Annotated in this window: 14 protein-coding genes; 4 read left to right on the plus strand and 10 right to left on the minus strand. The window is 65.8% G+C overall.

Features of this window, described 5'->3' with window-relative positions; translation table 11 throughout:
- Positions 1–149 precede the first annotated feature (149 nt).
- The gene (locus tag QDT69_RS36860) at positions 150–2,516 is read right to left on the minus strand and encodes a transketolase (protein WP_279711363.1); all 2,367 of its coding nucleotides are present in this window, start codon (positions 2,514–2,516) and stop codon (positions 150–152) included.
- Between the two features lie 131 nt (positions 2,517–2,647).
- Here QDT69_RS36860 and QDT69_RS36865 point away from each other — a divergent pair, with 131 nt between their 5' ends.
- A complete protein-coding gene (locus QDT69_RS36865) occupies positions 2,648–3,109 on the plus strand; it encodes an Lrp/AsnC family transcriptional regulator (protein ID WP_024579268.1) in 462 nt (153 codons plus the stop codon).
- 538 nt (positions 3,110–3,647) lie between these two features.
- Positions 3,648–5,339 (plus strand): Spy/CpxP family protein refolding chaperone, encoded by a 1,692-nt coding sequence (locus QDT69_RS36870; protein WP_279711366.1) that lies wholly within the window; start codon positions 3,648–3,650, stop codon positions 5,337–5,339.
- Between the two features lie 419 nt (positions 5,340–5,758).
- On the opposite strand, the gene QDT69_RS36875 is transcribed toward QDT69_RS36870, so the two are convergent.
- Complete coding sequence (locus tag QDT69_RS36875) at positions 5,759–7,144, minus strand: cytochrome P450 (RefSeq protein ID WP_279711367.1); 1,386 nt, start codon at positions 7,142–7,144, stop codon at positions 5,759–5,761.
- A gap of 158 nt (positions 7,145–7,302) precedes the next feature.
- Positions 7,303–8,475, minus strand: a complete 1,173-nt coding sequence (locus QDT69_RS36880; protein WP_279711368.1) for a fumarylacetoacetate hydrolase family protein — start codon at positions 8,473–8,475, stop codon at positions 7,303–7,305.
- 147 nt (positions 8,476–8,622) lie between these two features.
- On the opposite strand from QDT69_RS36880, the gene ppk2 reads away from it, so the two are divergent.
- The gene (ppk2, locus tag QDT69_RS36885) at positions 8,623–9,582 is read left to right on the plus strand and encodes a polyphosphate kinase 2 (RefSeq protein WP_279711369.1); all 960 of its coding nucleotides are present in this window, start codon (positions 8,623–8,625) and stop codon (positions 9,580–9,582) included.
- Positions 9,583–9,912: 330 nt separating this feature from the next.
- Positions 9,913–10,791, plus strand: a complete 879-nt coding sequence (locus tag QDT69_RS36890; protein WP_050629626.1) for a transporter substrate-binding domain-containing protein — start codon at positions 9,913–9,915, stop codon at positions 10,789–10,791.
- A 171-nt stretch (positions 10,792–10,962) separates the two neighbouring features.
- Here QDT69_RS36890 and QDT69_RS36895 read toward each other — a convergent pair whose 3' ends face one another.
- The 7 genes from QDT69_RS36895 to QDT69_RS36925 all read right to left on the minus strand — a co-directional run bounded on the left by QDT69_RS36895 (position 10,963) and on the right by QDT69_RS36925 (position 21,609).
- Positions 10,963–11,631: an amino acid ABC transporter permease gene (locus QDT69_RS36895; RefSeq protein ID WP_074128493.1), complete on the minus strand. Its 669-nt coding sequence runs from the start codon at positions 11,629–11,631 to the stop codon at positions 10,963–10,965.
- Positions 11,632–11,704: 73 nt separating this feature from the next.
- Positions 11,705–12,964, minus strand: a complete 1,260-nt coding sequence (locus tag QDT69_RS36900) for an FAD-dependent oxidoreductase (protein ID WP_279711370.1) — start codon at positions 12,962–12,964, stop codon at positions 11,705–11,707.
- Positions 12,965–12,968: 4 nt separating this feature from the next.
- Positions 12,969–13,727: an SDR family oxidoreductase gene (locus QDT69_RS36905; RefSeq protein ID WP_279711371.1), complete on the minus strand. Its 759-nt coding sequence runs from the start codon at positions 13,725–13,727 to the stop codon at positions 12,969–12,971.
- Positions 13,728–13,901: 174 nt separating this feature from the next.
- Positions 13,902–14,984 carry a zinc-binding dehydrogenase gene (locus QDT69_RS36910; protein ID WP_279711372.1) on the minus strand — a complete coding sequence of 361 codons (1,083 nt, stop codon included), beginning with the start codon at positions 14,982–14,984 and terminating at the stop codon, positions 13,902–13,904.
- A gap of 118 nt (positions 14,985–15,102) precedes the next feature.
- A complete protein-coding gene (locus tag QDT69_RS36915; RefSeq protein ID WP_279711373.1) occupies positions 15,103–19,344 on the minus strand; it encodes an autotransporter domain-containing protein in 4,242 nt (1,413 codons plus the stop codon).
- Positions 19,345–19,551: 207 nt separating this feature from the next.
- Entirely contained in the window at positions 19,552–20,511 is a 960-nt protein-coding gene (locus tag QDT69_RS36920) for a DMT family transporter (RefSeq protein ID WP_279711375.1), read from the minus strand.
- A 258-nt stretch (positions 20,512–20,769) separates the two neighbouring features.
- Entirely contained in the window at positions 20,770–21,609 is an 840-nt protein-coding gene (locus QDT69_RS36925; protein WP_279711374.1) for an aldo/keto reductase, read from the minus strand.
- Between the last annotated feature and the right edge of the window lie 113 nt (positions 21,610–21,722).

Raw genomic sequence — 21,722 nt, forward strand, 5'->3', positions numbered from 1 at the left:
GCTCACAATGAGCGAAGCGAATGTGAGACGGGGTGGGTGATCTCTCAACTCAGGTACTGTTGGATGAGGAGAGACTGTCACCCCGCCCCGTTGCGCATTTCCGCTACGCTTCATGCGCAACGACCCTCCCCCTCCAGGGGAGGGTGAGACTACACCGCCATCTTGCGATGCCGCACCGGGGCGCCGGCCGAGACGCTTTCCGCCGCATCGATGATGGCGTTGGCGTCGATGCCGTAGTGCCGGTAGAGGTCGCTGATCGTGCCGGTCTGGCCGAAATGCTCGATGCCGAGCGCCTCGAGGCGGTGGCCGCGCACGCTGCCGAGCCAGCCGAGCGTTGCCGGATGGCCGTCGATCACGGTCACGATGCCGCAGTCGCGGCCGAGCGGCGCCAGCATGCGCTCGATATGACTCAAATGCTGCGCGCCGCGGCGGTCGCGCCGTAAATTCCGCGCGGCGGACCAACCCGCATAGAGCCGGTCGGCAGAGGTTACCGCCAGGAGACCGACATCGCGGTGGCTCTCGCCGATCAGCCCGACCGCCTCGATCGCCTCCGGCGCGACGGTGCCGGTATACGCAATGACGATGTCGCAGTTCGGGCCCGGCTTGCGCATCCAGTAGGCGCCGTCGGTGATGTCGCGCTGCAGGTCCGGCGTCATGATCCGTTGCGGCTGTTCCAGCGTTCGCGTCGAGAGTCGCAAGTAAACCGAACCACCCTCGGCGCCCTCGCGCTGCATGTGGCCGAAGCCCCAGCCCATGATCACGGCAAGTTCATCGACGAAAGCCGGATCGAACGAGGCGAGCCCATCCTGCCCCATCCCGATCAGCGGCGTCTTGATCGATTGATGCGCGCCGCCCTCCGGCGCCAGCGAGATGCCGGACGGCGTCGCCGCCACCATGAAGCGGGCGTCCTGGTAGCAGGCGTAGTTCAAGGCATCGAGGCCGCGCTCGATGAAGGGATCGTACAGTGTGCCGACCGGCAATAGCCGCGCGCCGTTGATCTGGTGCGACAGGCCGAGCGCCGAGAGCATAATGAACAGGTTCATCTCGGCGATGCCGAGCTCGAGGTGCTGTCCGTCAGGCGAATATTCCCAGGTGTAGGCGGAGGGGATCTTCTCCTGCCGGAACAGATCGTGGTTCTCCGCCTTCGCGAACAGGCCGCGGCGGTTGACCCAGGCGCCGAGATTGGTCGACACGGTGACGTCGGGCGATGCAGTGACGATGCGCGATGCGAGTTCGCTGTCGCCGCGCGCCAGCTCATGCAGCACGAGGCCAAAGCCCTGCTGGGTCGACATCTGCGCCGAGGCCTTGAAGGCCAGCCGCTCCGGCACGTCGATGACAGGCGCCGAGAGCCGGCGGCGCCCCTCGCGATTGAACGGCGCCTCGGCCAGGAAGGCCTCGAGCTTCGCGGGCTCCTGCGTCAGGCCCTCGAACTTGTCCCACTCGTGGCCGGTGCGGATGTTCTGCGCGGTGCGCCACTTCTCCATCTGCGCCACCGTCATCAGGCCCGCGTGATTGTCCTTGTGGCCCTGCATCGGCAGGCCGACACCCTTGATGGTGTAGGCGATGAAGCAGACCGGCCGATCATGATCGACCGCCTCGAAGGCCTCGATCATGCTCGCCATGTCGTGGCCGCCGAGGTTCGACATCAGCGCCAGCAGCTCGTCGTCGCTGCGGCGCTCGATCAGGGCCGACACGTCGCCCTGGTCGCCGATATCGTCGCGCAGGTGCTTGCGGAACGCGGCACCGCCCTGGAAGCAGAGCGCCGCGTACATCTGGTTCGGGCAATTGTCGATCCAGCGCTTGAGCGCCTCGCCGCCGGGCTCGGCGAACGCCTCCAGCATCAGCTTGCCGTACTTCACGATCACCACGTCCCAGCCGAAATTGCGGAACATGGTCTCGAACTTGGCCCACAGTCCCTCGCGCACCACGGCGTCGAGCGACTGCCTGTTGTAGTCGACCACCCACCAGGTGTTACGCAGGCCGTGCTTCCAGCCCTCGAGCAGCGCCTCGAAGATGTTGCCCTCGTCCATCTCGGCGTCGCCGACCAGCGCGATCATGCGGCCCTCGGGCCGGTCCTGCATCCAGCCATGCGCCTTGACGTAGTCCTGCACCAGCGAGGCGAACAAGGTCTGCGCCACGCCGAGGCCGACCGAGCCGGTGGAGAAGTCGACATCGTCGACATCCTTGGTGCGCGAAGGATAGGACTGCGCGCCCTTGTAGCCACGGAAATTCTCCAGCTTGTCGCGGGTCTGGTGGCCGAACAGATACTGGATGGCGTGGAACACCGGGCTCGCATGCGGCTTCACCGCGACGCGGTCCTGCGGACGCAGCACCGAGAAATACAGCGCCGACATGATGTTGGCGAGCGAGGCCGACGATGCCTGGTGGCCGCCGACCTTCAACCCGTCGCTGGAAGGCCTGACATGGTTGGCGTGATGGATGGTCCACGACGACAGCCAAAGCACCTTGCGGGCCAAAGCAGACAGCATGTCGAGGCGTTCAGGCGCGATACCCATGGCAATGCTCCCAGCGATATTTGCAGATGTTACTGCCGCGCCGGTCGCCGAAAATCTCAATTCCACGCGACAGCACAGGAAAAATTGGGATAAATTCCCACAATCCGGCCTTAACCTGCGAGTTCATACCAATGCCTGCTCTCGATGCCATCGACCGCAAGATCCTGAGTCTGCTCCAGACCGACAGCCGCATGACCATGCAGGAGCTCGCCGACAAGGTCGGGCTGTCGGTGTCGCCGTGCCACCGCCGGGTCAAGCTGTTGGAGGAGCGCGGCGTGATCTCTCGCTACATCGCAACCGTCGACCAGAAATCGCTCGGGCTGCATGTCTCGGTCTTCATCTCGATCAAGCTGGCGCGGCAGAAGGAGGAAGACCTCAATCGCTTCGCGCGCGCGATCTCGAAATGGGACGAGGTGCTCGAATGCTATCTGATGACCGGCAACCGCGACTATCTGCTGCGCGTGGTCGCGGCCGACCTCTCCTCATATGAGGCGTTCCTGAAGAACAAGCTGACCCGGCTCGACGGCATCGCCTCGATCGAGTCGAGCTTTGCGCTGAGCCAGGTGAAGTATTCGACGGCGCTGCCGGTGTAGGTGTGTGGTTGGTGAGCCGAACCGCGCCACCCCACAGTGTCGTCCTGGCGAAAGCGGGTGATCCAGTATTCCAGAGGCAGCGGTGCTTGAGCCGAGGTGGCGCGGCGTACTGGATCGTCCGGTCGAGCCGGGCGATGGCAGATGCAGTTAGGGACAAGATTGTCTCCGGCGTCGTCCCTGCGAAAGCAGGGACCCATACTCCGCGGCCGATGTTGTTGAGGGAGAATCGTCGTTCCGACATCGCGCAACAATCATCATTCGCGGTTATGGGTCCCTGCTTTCGCAGGGACGACACCGAGTATGTTGCGCGGCCGGTGGTCATGAATAAGCAGTTCTCGCGACATAATCGTCCGAGCTTTGCTCTTCGTTCCGCCCTCTCTCGAACAAAGGGCTCAGGGATAGGCGGGTGCCGATCGCAGCGCGGAACAATCGGCCCGCAAAGAGTTGCGTGCAATTCGCGGCGCGGCGGGAACCGAGCGGCAACATGGCGTGTTGGTGTCAGGCATTATTGAGTGTTTTGACACAAGTGAGAACGAACATGGCTCGCCGTAAACATCCATGGTTGGCACTCATCGCAGTTCTCGCGGCCGCAGCATCGGTGACGCTGCTTGCGGATCCCACGCAGGCGGCCCGCGGCGGAGGTCATGGCGGCGGTGGTGGTGGATTTCATGGCGGCGGTGGCGGCGGCTTCCACGGTGGAGGCGGCGGTTTCCACGGCGGCGGCGGCGGATTTCACGGTGGTGGCGGTGGTTTCCGCGGCGGGGCGATGGGCGGCTTCCATGGCGGTGGTGGTGGCTTCCACGGCGGAGGCTTTCATGGCGGCGGCGCCCGCGCGGGCGGTTTCCATACCATTCATGCGGCGCCCCATGCCGCGACAAGAATGGGGCGCAGCGGCGGCGCGCGGCAATTCCATGCCGCCCACAATCCGGCCATGACCCACGGCCCCGCGGTCAGCCGCAATCCGGCGATCTCGCACGGCGTAGCCGCGGGCCGCCGGGCACCCTCGGCCGCCGCGATGCGTCGCAACGCCAGCGCCGTTGGCCGCACTTTGTCCTCGCGTCCGGTTACGGCCGCCCTGCGCAGCCCGGGCGGCTTGCGCAACCCGGCGGCGCGCGCCGCGGTCATGACGGCTGCCGCCGGCGCAGCCTGGGGAATTCACAGCAATCATGGCGGCTGGTGGTGGCGCCATCCGCATGGCGGTTTCGGCTGGATCGGCCCGGTGTTCTGGCCCTACGCCTATTACGATCTCTACGACTATGCCTGGTGGGGCGACGACTACGACCCGTACTTCTGGGACTATGGCTACAACGACATCTATACCGGCCTGTTCGGTCCGTATGACTACGATGCCTTGAGCGGCTATGCCTATTATCTGCCCGGCTACGCCGGTCCGCGTCCGCAGGTCACAGGCCGATCCCGCGCCCCCGCTCAGACCGCGACCCTTGCCGACATGTGCGGCAGCGACAGAAGCGATATCGCGGGCTTCCCGATCGAGCAGTTCCGCAGCGCCATTCAGCCCAACGCCGAGCAGAGCGCTGCGCTCGACGAACTCGCCAGCGCATCGCAGAAGGCGTCCGAGACCATTCTCAATTCATGCCCCAAGGACGTGCCGTTGACCGCGCCGAGCCGTCTCGCCTCGATGCAGCAGCGCCTCCAGGCCATGCGCGAGGCGGTCGGCATCCTGCAACCGGCGCTGGAGAAATTCTACGGGCTGCTCAGCGACGACCAGAAAGCCAAGGTGACCGCGCTGGCGGCAGATCAACGCAGCAGGCGTGAAGCGACGTCAGGCAGCGGCAATTGCAACACGGCGCAACCGGCCGCCATCGCATGGCCCGGCGACGTCATCGAACGCGACGTCAGGCCGACCGACGCACAGCGGGCGAGCCTCGACGCCTTGCGGGATGCGGCGACAAAGGCCGAGGACACGTTGAAATCGTCCTGTCCGCCCGCCGACGCGCGCACGCCACCGGCACGCCTTGCGGCGGTCGGAGCAAGACTCGACGCCATGCTCCAGGCGATCGGGACGGTACGCCCGGCCCTCGACACCTTCTACAGTTCGCTCAGCGACGAGCAGAAGGCCGCGTTCGATGCGGTCGGCCCCGAGCGCGACGGCGGCAGGAGCGCGATGGCCGCCGCCGGCGGCGACGAACCGCCGCGAGGTCATCATCGCCGCCACCACCGTCACGGTCCGAATATCGGCGGCATGATCTTCCGTATGATGGGCCTGTAAGGCTCGCCATCGCCTCTCGCATTGGCGGCACCACCTTCCGCGGTGCCGCCTGCGCGCTACGGCGCGATCCAGATGCCAATCACGATGATCGCCAATGAGACGGCAATCACGAGCATGTCGGTCGTGAGCCACTCCGGCATTCCATTTGCTGGCTGCTTGCTCATGTCCGCGACTCCCTCTGTTCGCGCCGAGCCATCATGCTGAAGCGGATAACGCACCAACGTGCGTGAAGCAGATCACACCAGACAGGAAAAAATGATTGCCAAAATTTTTCCGCGCGTAGCGCGCGCAAGTTGCGACGTACGATCTATCTTCCGCTGAGGTTTCTGAACATGTTCGACAATGTCACCCGCTGCGGCAGACACTAGCACATCCGCGCGCGCAAGCGGACTCGAACGACAATACTAGCGCAATGCCTGCTACAGCGCAGATCTCCGGCTGATCACCATCGGCAGCCCGTGAGCCGGACGCAGCGTGATGCGCTGGAGCGGTTGCACGTCGGCGTGCGGCAGCAACCTCATCTCGAAATCGCGCATCAGGACAGCGAGCACGATGGTGGCTTCCTGCAAGGCAAACGACGCGCCGATACAGGTCCGCGGCCCGACCCCGAATGGCAGATAGGCGAACCGCGGAATTGCGCCGCGCACCTCCGGCAGGAAGCGCGATGGATCGAACGCGTCGGGGCGGCTCCATAGCCTGCGATGGCGATGCAGGACGTAGGGCGCGATCACGATCAGGGAGCCCGCGCCGACCGCCAGATCGCCCAGCCTGTCGGCCTTGCGCGCGGTCCGGCTGAGTGCAGCGATCGGCGGATAAAGACGCAGCGCCTCCTCGATCACCGCCCTCGTCACGATCAGCCGCTCGACGAGATCATCGGCCGGATTGGTCAGTTCCCGCTCGGCCTCCGCCACGACGCGCGACCGCCATTCAGGCGACTGCGACAGGAGGAAGATCGACCAGGCGAGCGTGTTTGCCGTCGTCTCGTGTCCCGCGGAAAGGAAAGTGAGGATGTTGGAGCGAATCTCGCTCAGGCTAAGCTGCCGTCCGGTCGAGGGATCCGGTGAACGCAACAACAGGGTCAGCAAATCGGCCGGGCCGTCGACCGGGACCGCATGTCCTCGACATCTGGTGGCGACAATCCGGTCGATCACGGTGTCGAAGTAGGCCATCGTCGCACGCAGGCGGCGATGGCCCGGGCGTGGCACGAATTTGGGCACGCCGAGCAGGTCGAGCGCGCCGATGCGGCCGATCACACTGAAATAGGCATTCATCGCCATCCGGAATTCGTCGAGATCGCCGCCGATGCCGTCAGAGAAAATCGTCAGTGCGAGCACGTTCAGCGTGACCAGCGTCATCTCGGCGGCAACATCGAGCGTGGCATTGGATCCCATCGTGGCCCATTTCGCCGACAGCTCGTTGGCGGCAACCAGCATCGGCATCGTGAAGGAGGTGACGGTACGGCGCGCGAAGATCGGAGCGAGCGTTCGCCGCTGCACGTCCCAACGCTCTCCGTCGACGCTCAGCAAACCATCGGCCAGTCCGGACGACAGGATGCGGCGCTGGATCGTGTCCTTCGGATAATTCCTCCAATTATCCATCAGCACGCGCTTGATGGCGTGCGGGTCATGAACCACGAATACGTCGGTGAATGGCAGGCGGAGCTTGACGATGGGCTGCTGAAAGAAATCCGCGCTCCAGCACTCAAGCGGATTCCGCCTCAGCCGGATCAGCAGTTCGAGAAATCCCAGCCGGCTTGGCGGAGGATGCGGTACGGGCGGACAATACTCCATTGCGCGGCGCAGCATGGGCCACCGTGATCAGGTCTGCCCGCGGACGATAACAGGAAGACGTGGCTGTGGGTTCCTAAGCCAAGCCGGCAAGCCTGAACCGACGGGCATGCTAACCGGCTGCTGCGACCGAGGCCGTAGGGCGGGTTAACCCACCCTACGCATGACGCTCTGCCTCACAGCACCTTGCGCTGCGCCAGGTTCTTCATCAACGCACCGACGCCGAACGTCCACGGCTCGCATTCGTTGCTGCCCCGCATCCGGTTGACCAGCTTGCCGAGCTGGGGCGCTGCGATGGTGACGATGTCGTCGCGCTTGTGGGTGAAGCCCTCGCCCTTGGCGTCGCGGTCCTTCACCGGCGCGAACATCGTGCCGAGGAACAGCGCAAAGCCGTCGGGATATTGATGTACGGGACCAATGGTCTGGGCGACGAGATCGGTCGGGTCGCGGCTGATCTTGGAGATTGAGGAATGGCCCTCGAGCACGAAGCCATCCGTACCCGTCACCGTCAGGCCGACATCCATCTTCCTGACGTCGTCGAGCGCGAAGGTCTGATCGAACAGCCGGAGCAGCGGGCCGATCGCGCAGGAGGCGTTATTGTCTTTGGCCTTCGACAGCAGGAGCGCCGAGCGGCCCTCGAAGTCGCGCAGGTTGACATCGTTGCCGAGCGCCGCGCCAACGATCTTGCCGGCGCCGGAGACGACGAGCACGACCTCCGGCTCCGGATTATTCCAGGTCGACTTCGGATGCAGCCCGGCATCCATGCCGGTGCCGACCGACGACAGCGTCGGCGCCTTGGTGAACACTTCGGCGTCGGGGCCGATGCCGACCTCCAGATACTGGCTCCAGGCGTTCTGATCGATCAGCACCTGCTTCAACCGCATCGCCTGCTCGGAGCCCGGCTTCAGCTTGGAGAGATCGTCGCCGACCAGCCGCACCACCTCCTTGCGGATCGCGTCCGCCGAAGACGGATTGCCGCGCGCCCGCTCCTCGATCACGCGCTCCAGCATCGAGATCGCAAAGGTGACGCCGGCGGCCTTCAGCACCTGCAAGTCGACCGGCGCGAGCAGATGCGGCTTTGTCGCATCCCGGGCGTCTGGCGGCGTATTGGCGAGGATCGTTTCGAAATCGCCGATCCGCTCGCCGAGCGTGCCGCGCAATGCGGCTGCGGGATCGGCTTCCTCACACAGCGCGCTCACGGTCGGGAAACGCGCGGTGACGTCGAACACGCCGTCCACCCGCACCGCGGCCACGGCCGGCCCGCCCGCCTGCGGCAGCCAGACCCGACCGACCAGCGTGCCGGCGGTGCCGTCCTCCGGCAGGACGTCTCTTGGTGTGAGCGAAATCATCGGCAACTCCCATTTTCGTGTTGTTGGCGCTTGTTAGCACAGCCGCGGCACCGGCGTGAAACAGTGGTCATGGCAATGTCATAGAGGGGTAACATCGCCCGTCAATGCTCCCGTCGATCGATCTAGCACACTGAAAGACGGACCTTCATGACCGCTCCCCACCTCACCGATGAAGTCTCCCACGAGGAAGCTTTGCGCGACGAAGCCTCTCGTGAGGAAGCCTTGCGCGCCCGCATCCATCAGGAGATGGCCGACAGCCTCGACGAGGAACTCGAGCTCGAGCTCGACGACATCAGGCTCGACGAACTCGAGCACGATGGGGCCGGAAAGCCGTCGATCGACCGCAAGTTCTACTTCCGCGAATTGCTGCGGCTGCAGGGCGAGCTGGTCAAGCTGCAGGACTGGGTGCAGCACGAGAAGAAGAAGGTCGTGGTGCTGTTCGAGGGCCGCGATTCCGCGGGCAAGGGCGGCGTCATCAAGCGCATCACGCAGCGGCTCAACCCGCGGGTCTGCCGCATCGCGGCGCTGCCGGCCCCGAACGAGCGCGAGCGCACGCAATGGTACTTCCAGCGCTACGTCTCGCATCTGCCGGCCGGCGGCGAGATCGTGCTGTTCGACCGCAGCTGGTACAACCGCGCCGGCGTCGAGAAGGTGATGGGGTTCTGCAGCGACGAGCAGTATGAGGAATTCTTCAACTCGGTGCCGGAATTCGAGCGCATGCTGATCCGCTCCGGCACCATCCTGTTGAAATACTGGTTCTCGATCACCGATGAGGAACAGGCGTTCCGCTTCTCGATGCGGATCCAGGATCCGCTGAAGCAGTGGAAGCTGAGCCCGATGGACGTCGAGGCGCGGACCCGCTGGGAGCTCTACACCAAGGCCAAGGAGACGATGCTGGAGCGCACGCATCTGGCGGACTCACCGTGGTGGATCGTCGATGCCGTAGACAAGAAGCGCGCCCGGCTCAACTGCATCTCGCATCTGTTGAGCCAGATCCCCTATCAGCACGTCACCCACCAACCGGTGGTGCTGCCGCCGCGGGTGCGCAACCCCGACTATCACCGCGGCCCGATCCCATCGGAGATGTACGTGCCGGGACGGTATTGATCCGGTCGTTTCCCCTCTTCCCGTTCTTACGGGGGGAGGCACGCCGCGCATTTTCGGAATAATAGAATAATGCCCCTGATTTGCCCGACATGTCAAGTTGCCGTGTCGACTGCCGGCACGCGGCCGGCTCCTTTGCATGGGGTTGTTTTCGAGTTTTTTGATGGTGCGCCCCGGCGAAGGCAGGCGATGTGCGATAGCCAGGCCGCAAGCGGGGCGAGGTGAAGAGATGGCATCTCCTCTTCGCCATGCCTACCAATGGTGCAGGTGCGCGCCCTTGCTGGCACAGGAACCCGACGCTAGGCTTCGGCGATCTGGTGCAGGGAGGCCCGCTTGACTCAATCCGACGACATCAAGATTTCTGAGGATCGCCGCGACGCGCTGCGCTATGCGCTCGGGATCGGCAGCGGCGCGGCGCTCGCGGCCGCGATGGCGACCCCAGCCGCGGCGCAGACACAAGCCGACAACACGCTGGATCGCATCCGCGCCAACAAGGTGCTGCGGATCGCGGTGCTGCCGGGCGAGCTGCCCTATTTCAACAAGGACCTCGCCACCGGCACCTGGTCCGGCTTCTCGATCGAGATGGCCAACGATCTGGCAAAACTGCTCGACGTCAAGCTGGAATATGTCGAATCGACCTACGGCAATTCGATTCTGGATCTGCAGGCGAACAAGATCGACCTCGGCTTTGCCCTCAACCCGACCCCGCAGCGCGCGCTGGTGGTGGATTTCACCAACCTCGTGTTCCCGCATCCGTTCGGCGCGATGCTGAAGAAGGGGCTCGAGGCCAAGACCTGGGCCGACATCAACAAGCCCGAGGTCAAGATCGCGGTCGACGTCGGCTCGGCCAACGAGGCCGTGGCGCGGCGCTTTGCGCCGAATGCCACCATCAAGTCGCTGAAATCGCGCGACGAGGTGATGCTGGAAATGTCGTCGGGCCGCGTCGATTGCGTGGTCAACGCGCTGGTGCTCGGGCTGACCGCGATCGCCAAGAATCCGAACCTCGGTACCTACAAAATCCTGGCCTCGCCCTCGGTGACGATCGCGAGCGGCACCGCGGTGCGGCGCGAGCAGGACAAGCGCTGGCGCGATTTCCTCTCGGTCTGGATCGACTACAACCGCGGCATCGGCCAGATGCGCGAATGGTTCGTCAAGGGCCTCGGCCTCGCCGGCGTCAAGCCGGAGGACGTGCCGGTGGAGCTGAATATCTGAACTAGCGCTGCGATCGTTTCTTACCTCGCCCCGCTTGCGGGGAGAGGTCGGATCGCATCGACAGATGCGACCCGGGTGAGGGGGTACAGGTCTCACGGCGATCGCTACTCGCGGAAGCAGCCCCTCACCCCAACCCTCTCCCCGCAAGAGCGGGGCGAGGGAGAAGAAAGATCACACCTTGTCGTAGGTCAGCCCGCGCTCCAGCCGGCGCGCCACCAGCGTCGACGGGAACAGGATGGCAAAATAGATCAGCGCGACGATGGTGTAGACCTCGAGCGGCCGGTAGGTGTCGGCATTGATCAGCGTCGCGTTGTAGACGAGGTCGGGCACCGCGATGATCGAGACCAGCGAGGTGTTCTTCAGCTGGGTCACCGACTGGTTGACATAGGGCGCCATCATCGGCTTCAGCGCCTGCGGCAGGATCACGAGCCGCATCAGGCGCCAGCCGCGGAAACCGAGCGCCTTTGCCGCGTCCCACTGCCCGACCGGCACGCTCTCGATCGAGCCGCGCACGATCTCGGCATAGAACGCGCCGCCATAGAGCGACAGCACGCTGACGGCTGCGACATGCGCCGGGATGTTGACGCCGATCACCACCGGAAAGGCGTAGTAGAACCAGATGATCTGCACCAGCAGCGGCGTGCAGCGGAAGGTTTCGATATAGGCGATCAGGAGCCAGTCGATCACCGGGATGCGTCGCAGCCGCAGCATGCCGACGATCAGGCCGATCAGCGTTCCCAGGATGATGGTTCCGATGGTGTAGGCAATGGTCCAGCCGAGTCCGAGCCAGAACAGATGGCTGTACTTGGCGAGGATTCCGAAATCCCAGACGTAGTTCATCCTGCCCCTCGGTTGCCGCGCGTTCCCCTCCGCGTGGCTTGCGGCCCCAGCATCGCAGGCGGCCTCGCGCGAGTCACGCGATATACCGGCCCGGTGAAAATGCCGTCGCGTCGAACGGCGGCGCATCGCCCGCGATCATCGCCGCGATCGCGGCGCCGGTCCCGGGGCCGGTGGTGAAGCCGATATGCTGGTTGCCGAAGGCGAGCCAGAGCCCGCGATGCCGCGGCGCCGCGCCGATCATCGGCAGGCTGTCGGGCAGCGTCGGCCGCGCGCCGCGCCAGCGCTCGCCGACCGCCTCGCCGAATTCGACCACGCTGCGCGCCATCGGCACGACAGATTCGAGCTGCGCATAGTTCGACGGCGCGTCGCGCGCGGTGAGCTCGACGCCGCTGGTGACGCGAATCCCCTGCTCCATCGGCGTCATCAGAAAGCTGCCCTCCGCATCATGGATCGGCCGCAACAATTTGCGTGCCGGGTTCGGCACGAAATGCTGGTGATAGCCGCGCTCGAATGCCAGCGGCACGCGGTAGCCGAGCGGCCGCAGCAGCTCGGCCGACCAGGGGCCGAGCGCAACCACGACATGGCGCGCGGCGATCTCGCCGTCGGCAAGCTGCACGCGCCAGCCGTCGCCCTGCGGCGCGATCCGCCGGACCTCGGACTGCCGCACCGCCCCGCCCCCAGAGGCGAGCAACTGCGCATAGGCCTTCACCACCCCGCCCGGTGAATCGACCGATGCCGTCTGGGTGTGCAGCAGGCCGACGCTATAGGCAGGGATGATGTTCGGCTCGAGCGCGGAGATCGCCTGGCGATCGAGCACCTCGCTCTGGATGCCGAACTCGGCAAGCGCCGCCTGCTCGGCCTTGACGGCCGCGAGCCCGTCACCGCGCCACGCCTTCAGCCAGCCGGTCTCGCGGATGCGATGGCCGGCGCCGGCCTGCACGATCCAGTCGCGATGCAGCGTCAGCGACGTCCCGATCAGGCCGTGCAGCGCGGCGGCGCGCGGCTTGGTCTGCGACGGTGTCGCGGCGGCAAGGAAGCGGATCACCCAGCCGGCATTGCCGAGCGCCCAAGGAAGATTCCAGCGCAGCGCCGGATGCGTGTTGGTGAGATATTTCGGCAGGTTCTTCAGCAGCGCCGGCGTGTTCAACGGCAGGATCGAGCCGGACGAGATGATGCCGGCATTGCCGTAGGAGGTTTCGCTGCCGGGCTCGCGGCGGTCGACGATGACAACCGAGAGCCCGCGCCGCCGTGCGGCAAGGCCCGCCGAGACGCCGACCATGCCCGCGCCGAGCACGGCGACATCGACCTGCTGTGCTGGCGTGCCCTCGCTCATGCCGTCACATCAAGGTCAGGCCGCCATCGACCGGCAGCGTCGCGCCGGTGATGTGACCCGCGTCCGGCGACAGCAGGAACGCGACGACGGCCGCGACCTCGTCGGGCTCGGCCAGCCGCTGCATCGGATTGGCTTTCGACACCCGCTCCCAGGTCGCGGTATCCAGCGCGCCGAACAGGCCGGGGTCCTTGCGGGTATAGCCGGGCATCACGGCATTGGAGGTGGCGCCCGATGCGGCGAACTCGATCGCCAGCGACTTTACCAGCACTTCGAGCGCGGCCTTCGCGGCGGCGGATCCCGGATAGGTCGCACCAGGCACGAAGCGATGCGGCCCGAAACTGGAGACCGCGACGACGCGGCCTTGCGCGCCGCGCGTGAGGTCAGGCAGCGCGGCGGCCGCGATTTCATGAAATGCCGCCGCCATGACCGCAAAAGCGCGCTCCAGCGCCTCGCGCGGCAGGCTGGCGAATTCGCGCCGGTCGGCAAAGCCCGCGGCGTGCACGATCGTATCAATCGGCCCGAACGCGGCGCGCGTCGCCTCAACCAGTGCCGTGCCCGCGCCGGCTGTGGCCAGATCGCCGGTCGAGACCGCAACCTTCGCGCCCTTGCCGCGGCACTCCTCCGCAACCGAATTCAGCCGCGCGAGGCCGGCGGCATCAGTGCCCTGGCCATGCAGCATCAGGGATTGATCGGGGCCGGCGAGCCGGCGCGCGACCGCGGCGCCGATGCCGGAGCCGCCTCCCGTGATGATTGAAACGCGCATGAGGTGGATGCTTTCAGAGGACAGCGAACTATAGGTTCGGTGCCGCGAAATGCAAATTTGCGCGCGCCGAGCGCCGATCCGTAGGGTGGGTTAGCCGGAGGCGTAACCCACCGACTTCGCGCCGCGGAGAAGATGGTGGGTTACGCTTCGCTAACCCACCCTACAAGATCGAACTCACCGCCACGGCTCGACCAGGATCTTGGTGTGCGCCTCGGGATTGGCGAGATCGGCAAACGCCTGCGCGACGCCGTCGATGCCGACGCGGCCGGTGACCAGCGAGGCGGCATCGACCTGGCCTTCGGCGATCAGGCGCAGCGAATAGGCGAACTCCTCCGGCGTGTAGCCGAGCACGTACTGGACGTTGAGCTCCTTGATGATGCCGAGCATCGGCTCGGACTTGTCGGTCTCCATGCAGACGCCGACCACGACGACACGGGCGCTGCGCGGCGCGCCCTCAAACACCTGCTGCAGCACGCCGGGCACGCCGACGCATTCGAAGATCAGCGCGGGCTTCAGCGGCGGCAGCAGCGCCTGCATCGGCGGTCGTGCCGCCTTCTCCGCCTCGGTCATCTGGGCGTGCTCGGCCCAGCTCGCATAGGGCTGCGTCTTCGCCGGATCGACCACGACATCGGCGCCCATCTTCTCGGCGAGCAGCCGCCGCGCCGGCGAATAATCCGCGGCGACGATCGGACCGAGCCCCTTGATCTTGAGCGCCGCGATCACCGCAAGACCCACCGGCCCGCAACCGATCACCAGCGGCACCTCGCCGCCTTTGATGTTGGCCATCGCCACAGCATGCACACCGACCGCAAGCGGCTCGGTGAGCGCGGCATGCTCGGCGGAAAGGCCGTTCGGCACTTCGAGCAGCAGCGGCTCGCTGAGCAGCATCTGCTCGGCATAGGCACCGACATAATCGTTGGAATAGCCGATGCCCTTCGGCCCCTCCGGCGTCAGCAGCGCCGGCAGCGAGCACACACGCGTGCCGGGCTTCAGCTTGCGCGTGGTGCCCGGACCATAATCGAGAATCTCGCAACAGAACTCGTGGCCGAACACGACGTCCCGGGACAGGTCCATCGGCGTGCGGCCGGGCAGGAACTTGCTCAACTCCACCATGCGGTGGGCATGCTTGCGCGCGTGCAGATCGGAACCGCAGATGCCGCAGGCGAGCGATTTGACCAGCACCTGGCCGGCGCCCGGCTTCGGCTCCGGCATCTGATCGACGACGATCTCGCCGTTTCTGAAGATCGCTGCGCGCATGTTTCCTCCGCGTGGGTTTTGTCCCACTCATTTTGATGCGTATTTCGTCCCGCGAAATGCGCTGTCGCGGATCAAATCCGCGGCAGGCTTTCGTTGCAGGACGCTATAGCATGGAGGGTCACCACGTATAGCGCATAACACCCTTGCCGGCGTAGGACTGGGTCACGCTGGAGAACTCGCCTTCGAAGGTCGCCCCCACCGACCAGCCGTTGCGCCACCGCATCTCGAGCGCAGCCGTGGTCAGCGCGGCCTCGCTGGCCTGCGCCGGGCCGTTGACCACAAACGCCGCGCCGGGCAGCGCCTGGAACACGGCCGCGGCGCTGCGGCTCGGGTTGAAGTCATGCGCCCAGGCGACGCGGCCGCGCAGCGTCATGAGGCCGCCATCCACCGCGAAGGATTTGTCGGTGCGCAGGCCGAGCTCGCTCCTGACATCGGTGACGCTCTTGCCCGCATAGTTCAGCGCGAAGGCGCCGCCGCCGGAGACCACACTCTCCGCATAGGCCGGAAGCTCGAAGCTGGTGAACTGGGCGGCCGCGTACGGCGTCAGCCCCAGCCACGGCGTCGCGTACCGATAGCCGCCTTCGAGCCGGCCCGACCACGCATTGGCATTGAAGTTGGCGCGCAGACGATCGGTGCCCGCAGCAGTGACGACGCGGTCGGTCGTGATGTCCTGCCAGCCATAGGCGAGTGCCGCACTGAGATAGGCGGCACCGATGTTGTGGCGCAGGAAGGCGCCAGCCTGGAACAGGTCGGAGCGGCCCCAGCCGAGACCGTTGGTGGCGAAGCTGGTGCCGCCGCCGGCGAGAGCAACACCGGCGATCGTGTTCGGCGAGAAGCGATAGTCGGCGCCGACCGCGGTGCCATAGACGCTGCTCGTCGTGTTGTTGGAACCCAGCACCGCATTGCCGCTGGTGCTCTGCGAGCCGCCATAGCCGGCCGCCCAGACGCTCCAGCGCTGCGCGAAATCGAGTTGCGGCGGCGGCGCCTTGGCATAGATCGCAGCCAGCGCATCGCGCGGCTCGGTGCTGCGCGCCGCATAGGCCAGCGTTGCGCTCTCCTCGGCGAACGGCACGGCGCCCGCGCCGCCACCGACACCGCCATCGCGCCCAGCGACGAACGGATCGGTCAGCAGCCCGAGGAACAGGTTCATTGCGTTGAACGTCGCTTGTTGCGATCCGGTCGCACCCTCGCCCGAGGCCTGCGTCAGGCCATTCGGCGACAGCCCGGCATACATCAAGTTGATCCCGCCATTGGCATTGAAGAAATTCTGCAGCGTGGTGGCGACATTGCCCTGATTGACGTTGAGCTTCGATGTTGCGCCGTAATCGAGCGCGAAGTTGAGATAGGCATTGTTCGCGTCATAGCCGAGCGTTGCGACCAGACCCGACGGCAGCCCGGTCGAATCGACGCCGGCGAAGGTGCCGCTGCGGCCGCCGGCCGCCGACAGGATGGTGTATTGCCTGGCGATCGTGCTGCCGGCAACGATGCTGGCGCCGACCGAGCCGGCCAGCGTCGCGGTGCCGGTCACCCTGGCTGATGTCGACGCGGAGGAATTGAGTCCGACGAGATAAAGCGCACCGGATTGGAAGGCGAGATTACCTGCCACGTTCAGGAACGTGCCCGGCACTGCATTGCCGGGCAGCAGGATGCCGCCGCTTGCAATCGTCGTATTGCCGACGGTACCGATGCCTGTGAGCGCACCACCTGAATTCACCGTCACCGAGCTCGACGACACGATCGAGCCGTCGATCTGCAGGACGCCGCCGTTGACGACGGTGGTGCCGGTATAGGTGTTGACGCCCGACAAGGTCAGCGTGCCGCTGCCGGTCTTCTCCAGATTGCCGGGGCCGGCCGGGCCGCAGCCGCAGGGATCCACATCGGCGATCACGCCGCTGACATTGGTCGAGAGATTGTTGCCGCCGACCGTGAGTGTATTGCCGCCGCCGATATAGTAGATGCCCGAGCCCGCGATCGAGCCTGCCGTGATGCGGCCGTCGCCGTTCGGTCCAAGGCTGCCGCCAAAGTCCACATAGCCAGTTCCCTGGGTGATGAATTGCGCGTTGCCGCCGGTCGAATTACCGACGAACTTGACGCTGGCGCCGCTCGCGGTGGTGATCGTGGCGTTGCCGGCCGTTGCATAGGCGTCAAAGATCAGCGAACCGCCGGATCGGTTGGTGATCGTCGCGTTGCCCGCGGTCGGCGCCTCGGTCGAGCTGAAGCTCGACGTGCCGAAATAGGTCAGGCCGCTGTTGTCGATGGTCGCGTTCGCCGCGGTGCTGTTCTGGAAGAACGCAAGATAGCCGGTGGCGGACGTCGTTATCTTCGCCGACGCCGCCGACGAAAATTCGAAGAACTGCGAACCGCCGTTGTTACCATTGGTAATGGTGGAATTGCCCGCAGTGCTGCTGTCGCGAAACACCGTGGCGCCGTAATTCCGGTTGACAATCACGGCCGTCGACGCCGTCGTGGAATTGTGGAACGTCGTGCTGCCGAACCCGTTGGAGCCGTCGTTGACGATCTTGGTGATGCCCGCCGTGTTGGCGTTCACGATCTCGAACCTGCCATTGACAGTGACTTCGCCGACGATCGAGGCGGTGTGGCTGGCGTCGCCGAGTTGCAGCGTTGCGCAATTGCAGATCGTGGTGCCGCCGGCATAGGTGTTGGAGCCTGTCAAGACCACGCGGCCGAGGAAGGCCGAAGCGCCCAGCACTGACAGTCCACCGGCGCCGCCAATGTTGCCCGAGTAAGTGAAGGTGTATCCGTTGGCATCGATGGTGCCGCCGGTGGCATTGATCTGTGCGTTGTTCGCGACCGTGTAGTTGCCGCCGGCCTGCAGCGTCCCGCCATCGAAGGTGAGCAGGCCGGTGCCGATCGCCGACGAGACGATCGCGCCCGGCGTACCCACGGTGTCGACGCCGACTTGCAGCACGCTGCTGCCGCCGGCAATGCCGCACGCAGTGCCGCAGATCGTGGTGCCGCCGGTGTATGTATTGGCGCCGGACAGCACCAGCGTGCCGCCCCCGTTGAGCACGATGTCGCCGGCGCCGCTGATCGGCCCCGACATCGTGTTGGTGGTGCCGGCCGCGACGGTGATGACAGGATCGCTGTTGATGACGACGCGGTTGGCGATGTTGAAGCCGTTGCCGTCCAGCATCAGCTTGGTGAGCCCGGCGAGCGTCTCGCCCATCGTCAGCGTGCCGCTGCCAAGCGCATTGCTGTTACGGAGGACGAGTGTCGATCCGTCGCTCACCGAGGTGCCGCCGGTGTAGGTACTGGCGCCGGTGATGATCAGCGAGCGCCCGCCGTCCAGCTTGACCGCAACCGAGGCGTCAGTGGCGCTGCCCGTGAGGCCGGTGATGCCAGAGATGGTTACATCGCCGGTGGCGCCGGCCGCGCTGGTCTGCAGGAAGGTCAGGCTGGCGCCGACGCCATTGGCAATGCCGAGATTGCCGGACAGCGTTCCGCCGCTCGACGTCAGCGTATTGGCACCGCCGGTGAAGCCGATCGCGTTGCCCTGCACGCCCGGGCCACCGCCGCCGGTAATCGTTCCGCTGTTGATGATGGTCAAGCCGCCACCGACGATCCCGGAACCGCCCGTGCCTGCTGCACCGGGCTTCCCCCGCGTGCCGCCGGTGGACGGCTCGCCTTGATTCGAGTAGATATCGGACACCTGTGCGCCGCCGCTACCGCCGGCGCCACCGGAGATCGAGCCGGAATTCCTGATCGTTACGCCCGGCGACGTGACGACGATGCCGGTGCCGCCGTCGCCGCCGCTGCCACCGACGTCCCCTGCGCCGCCCGCGCCGCCATTGCCACCCGTGATGCTGCCGCTGTTCGAATGGGTCCCGGCGCCGGTGATGACGACCGCGGCGCCACCCGCGCCACCACCGCCGCCACCGCCAGCGACTTGATTTGAAGGCATCGAGGTGTTGACACCACCGTCGCCGCCCTTGCCGCCGTTACCGCCCGACTGGACTCCGGTATTGTTCAAACTCGCAGCTGTCGTTCCACTCAGGCCGCCGCCGCCGCCACCGCCGCCACTGGCCGTATCCGAGTTGGCCGTTCCCGCGGTGCCATCCAGCCCGGCCGCACCGCCGGCGCCGCCGCTTCCGCGATTACCGTCGGGACCGCCGGCACCTCCGGCGGCTCCCGCAGCGCCACCACCACCGCCACCCCCGGTGCATGCGCATGACCGGTTCGGCGCGCCGCCGTCGCCGCCGACCCCACCGTTGACGCCCGGAACGCCGCCGGCACCGCCATATTGTCCCGTCGACTGATAATCACCCTCGCCGCCAACGCCGCCGTTCTGTGCGAGGGCTGGCACTGCCAATAGACCCGCTGAGAGGATGACCGCGGCCATCAACCAGCCTTGCAGACGGATTCGCGCGCAGCCCCACTCCGGCATTGCCCCAGCCCCAAATCGATAGCGCCGCGCGGACGCGGCTTAACCTGAATGGGCTATGTTGCAATTCGCGGCGGACGCGTCTTCTCAGGCCGTGCACGACCGTGGCGCACAGCCCGTGTTCGCACCGATAAAGCGCAGCTGTTGTAAAATAGATACGTATTGTCAGGCGTTCGGCGACGGCTCGCTGGCCACATCCAGCAATTGCGAGCGGCGGATGCGCTCGCGATGCGCGGTGTAGAGGCCGGAGGCGACGATGAAGCCGGCGCCGAGGATGGTCCAGCGGTCGGGCACCTCGCCGAAGATCAGGAAGCCGAGGACGCTGACCCAGAGCAACTGCGTGTAGGAGAACGGCGCGAGCACCGACGCGTCGCCATAGCGGAACGCCAGCACCACGATCCACTGTCCGACCGTGGAGGCAACGCCGATCAGGATACCGAACATGATGTCGTGCCAGCTCGGCGTGACCCAGACGAACGGCATCAGCGCGCTGACGATGGCGACGCCGACGATGGACGAATAGGTCATCACGGTGACCGGGCGCTCGCTGCCGCTCATCATACGCGTCAGGATCAGCGTGCCGGCCCAGGCCAGCGCCGAGACGATCGGGAAGACCGCGGCGGGATGGAAGGCGCTGGTGCCCGGCCGCAGGATGATGAACACGCCGGCGAGGCCGACCGCGGTCGCGATCCAGCGCCGCATGCCGACCCTCTCGCCGAGGAAGGCGATCGACAGCGCGGTGACGAACAGCGGCGAGACGAAGCTCGTCGCCGAGGCCTCGGCGATCGGCAGGAAGCCCAGCCCCGTGATGAAGATCAGGGAGGAGCCGAGCAGCGCGGCGCCGCGCAGCACATGCAGGCCGGGACGGCTGCTGCGCAATGCGAACAGCGGCGTGCCCGGCAGCATGGCCGGCGTCATGATCAGCGCGAACACCAGGAAGCGGATCCAGGCGATCTCGATCGAAGGCAGCGAGGACGAGAGATATTTTGCGGTGACGTCGGAGGTGCCGAGAAACACCGTCGACAGCAGGATCAGCGCAATGCCCTTGAACGGCCGGTCGGTGCGCGCAGGCACTTTGCGCGTTGCGGACGTCCTTGCAGGCAATGAAAGGGGAACGCTGTCCAGCCTGGCGGCTACGGCGGGGGGCGGTGTCACGGCAATCTCGAAGGCGAAATAAGGGGAATCTGCTGTCCTACAGAACGCCAATTCCGCTGCGAGAACAATGCCCGAAAACGGGACTCCGATATGCGTCAGCAGGCGCGACCGCCCGCCGCGGCCGCAATACAGCCGCACCTGCAACAGTTTGTTAACTCATGTGTGGAGCGGGCGTCGTGAATCCCGCGAACTTGCGGGAACGCTGGATTGTTGTGTGACGCGCTCAGTTCAGAGCATCGGCAAGGAGCGCGGTTTCGGCCCGCGCGGGAACGCCGCGTCGAGCGCGGCGAGTTCGTCACCGCTGAGCTTGAGCGTACCAGCTGCCGCGTTCTCCGCCGCGTGGTCCACGTTCGACGCCTTCGGAATCGCGAGCACTGACGGCAGCCGCGTCAGGAAGCTCAGCGCCACCTGACGCGGCGTCGCCTTGCAGGCCTGCGCGATCGATTGCAGCACCACGCCGGCCTTGCTCGATGCTGACGGAAAATCATTGTGGCCAAACGGCGAGTAGGCGACGACGGCCACGCCGTGCTGCTCGCACCACGGGATCACGGCATGCTCGATAGCGCGCTCCCGCAGATGGTAAAGCACCTGGTTGCAGGCAATATTCCCCTCGCCTGCGACCTCGAGCAGTTCGTCGAGATCATCAGCGTCGAAATTGCTGACGCCCCAGGAGCGGATCTTGCCCGCGGCGATCAACTCGTCAAACGCCGCGACCGTCTCGGCGAGCGGATAGGTGCCGCGCCAATGCAGCAGGTAACAATCGAGCCGATCGGTCTTCAACCGCTTCAGCGAGCGCTCGCAGGCGGTGATGGTGCCGCGCCGCGAGGCGTTGCTCGGCAGCACCTTCGAGACCAGGAACAACTCGTCGCGCCGGCCGCCGATCGCATCCGCGATCACGAGCTCGGCGTCGCCATACATTTCGGCGGTGTCGATATGGGTCATGCCGGCATCGATGCCGCGCTTCAGCGCAGCGACGGCCGCCTTGCGGTCACCGCGATCGAGATACCAGGTGCCCTGCCCGATCACCGAAACCTGCGGGCCGTTGTTGCCGAATTTTTTTGTCTGCACGATCGCCTCGTTCGTTGGAGCCACGCAGACGATAAAGGAAACGGGCGATGATGTCTCCACATCGTCGATATCAACGCTCCGTTCGATGTCACCACATCGTCGTCCCGGCGAAG

The organism is Bradyrhizobium sp. CER78 (assembly GCF_029846235.1).
GTDB lineage: Bacteria > Pseudomonadota > Alphaproteobacteria > Rhizobiales > Xanthobacteraceae > Bradyrhizobium.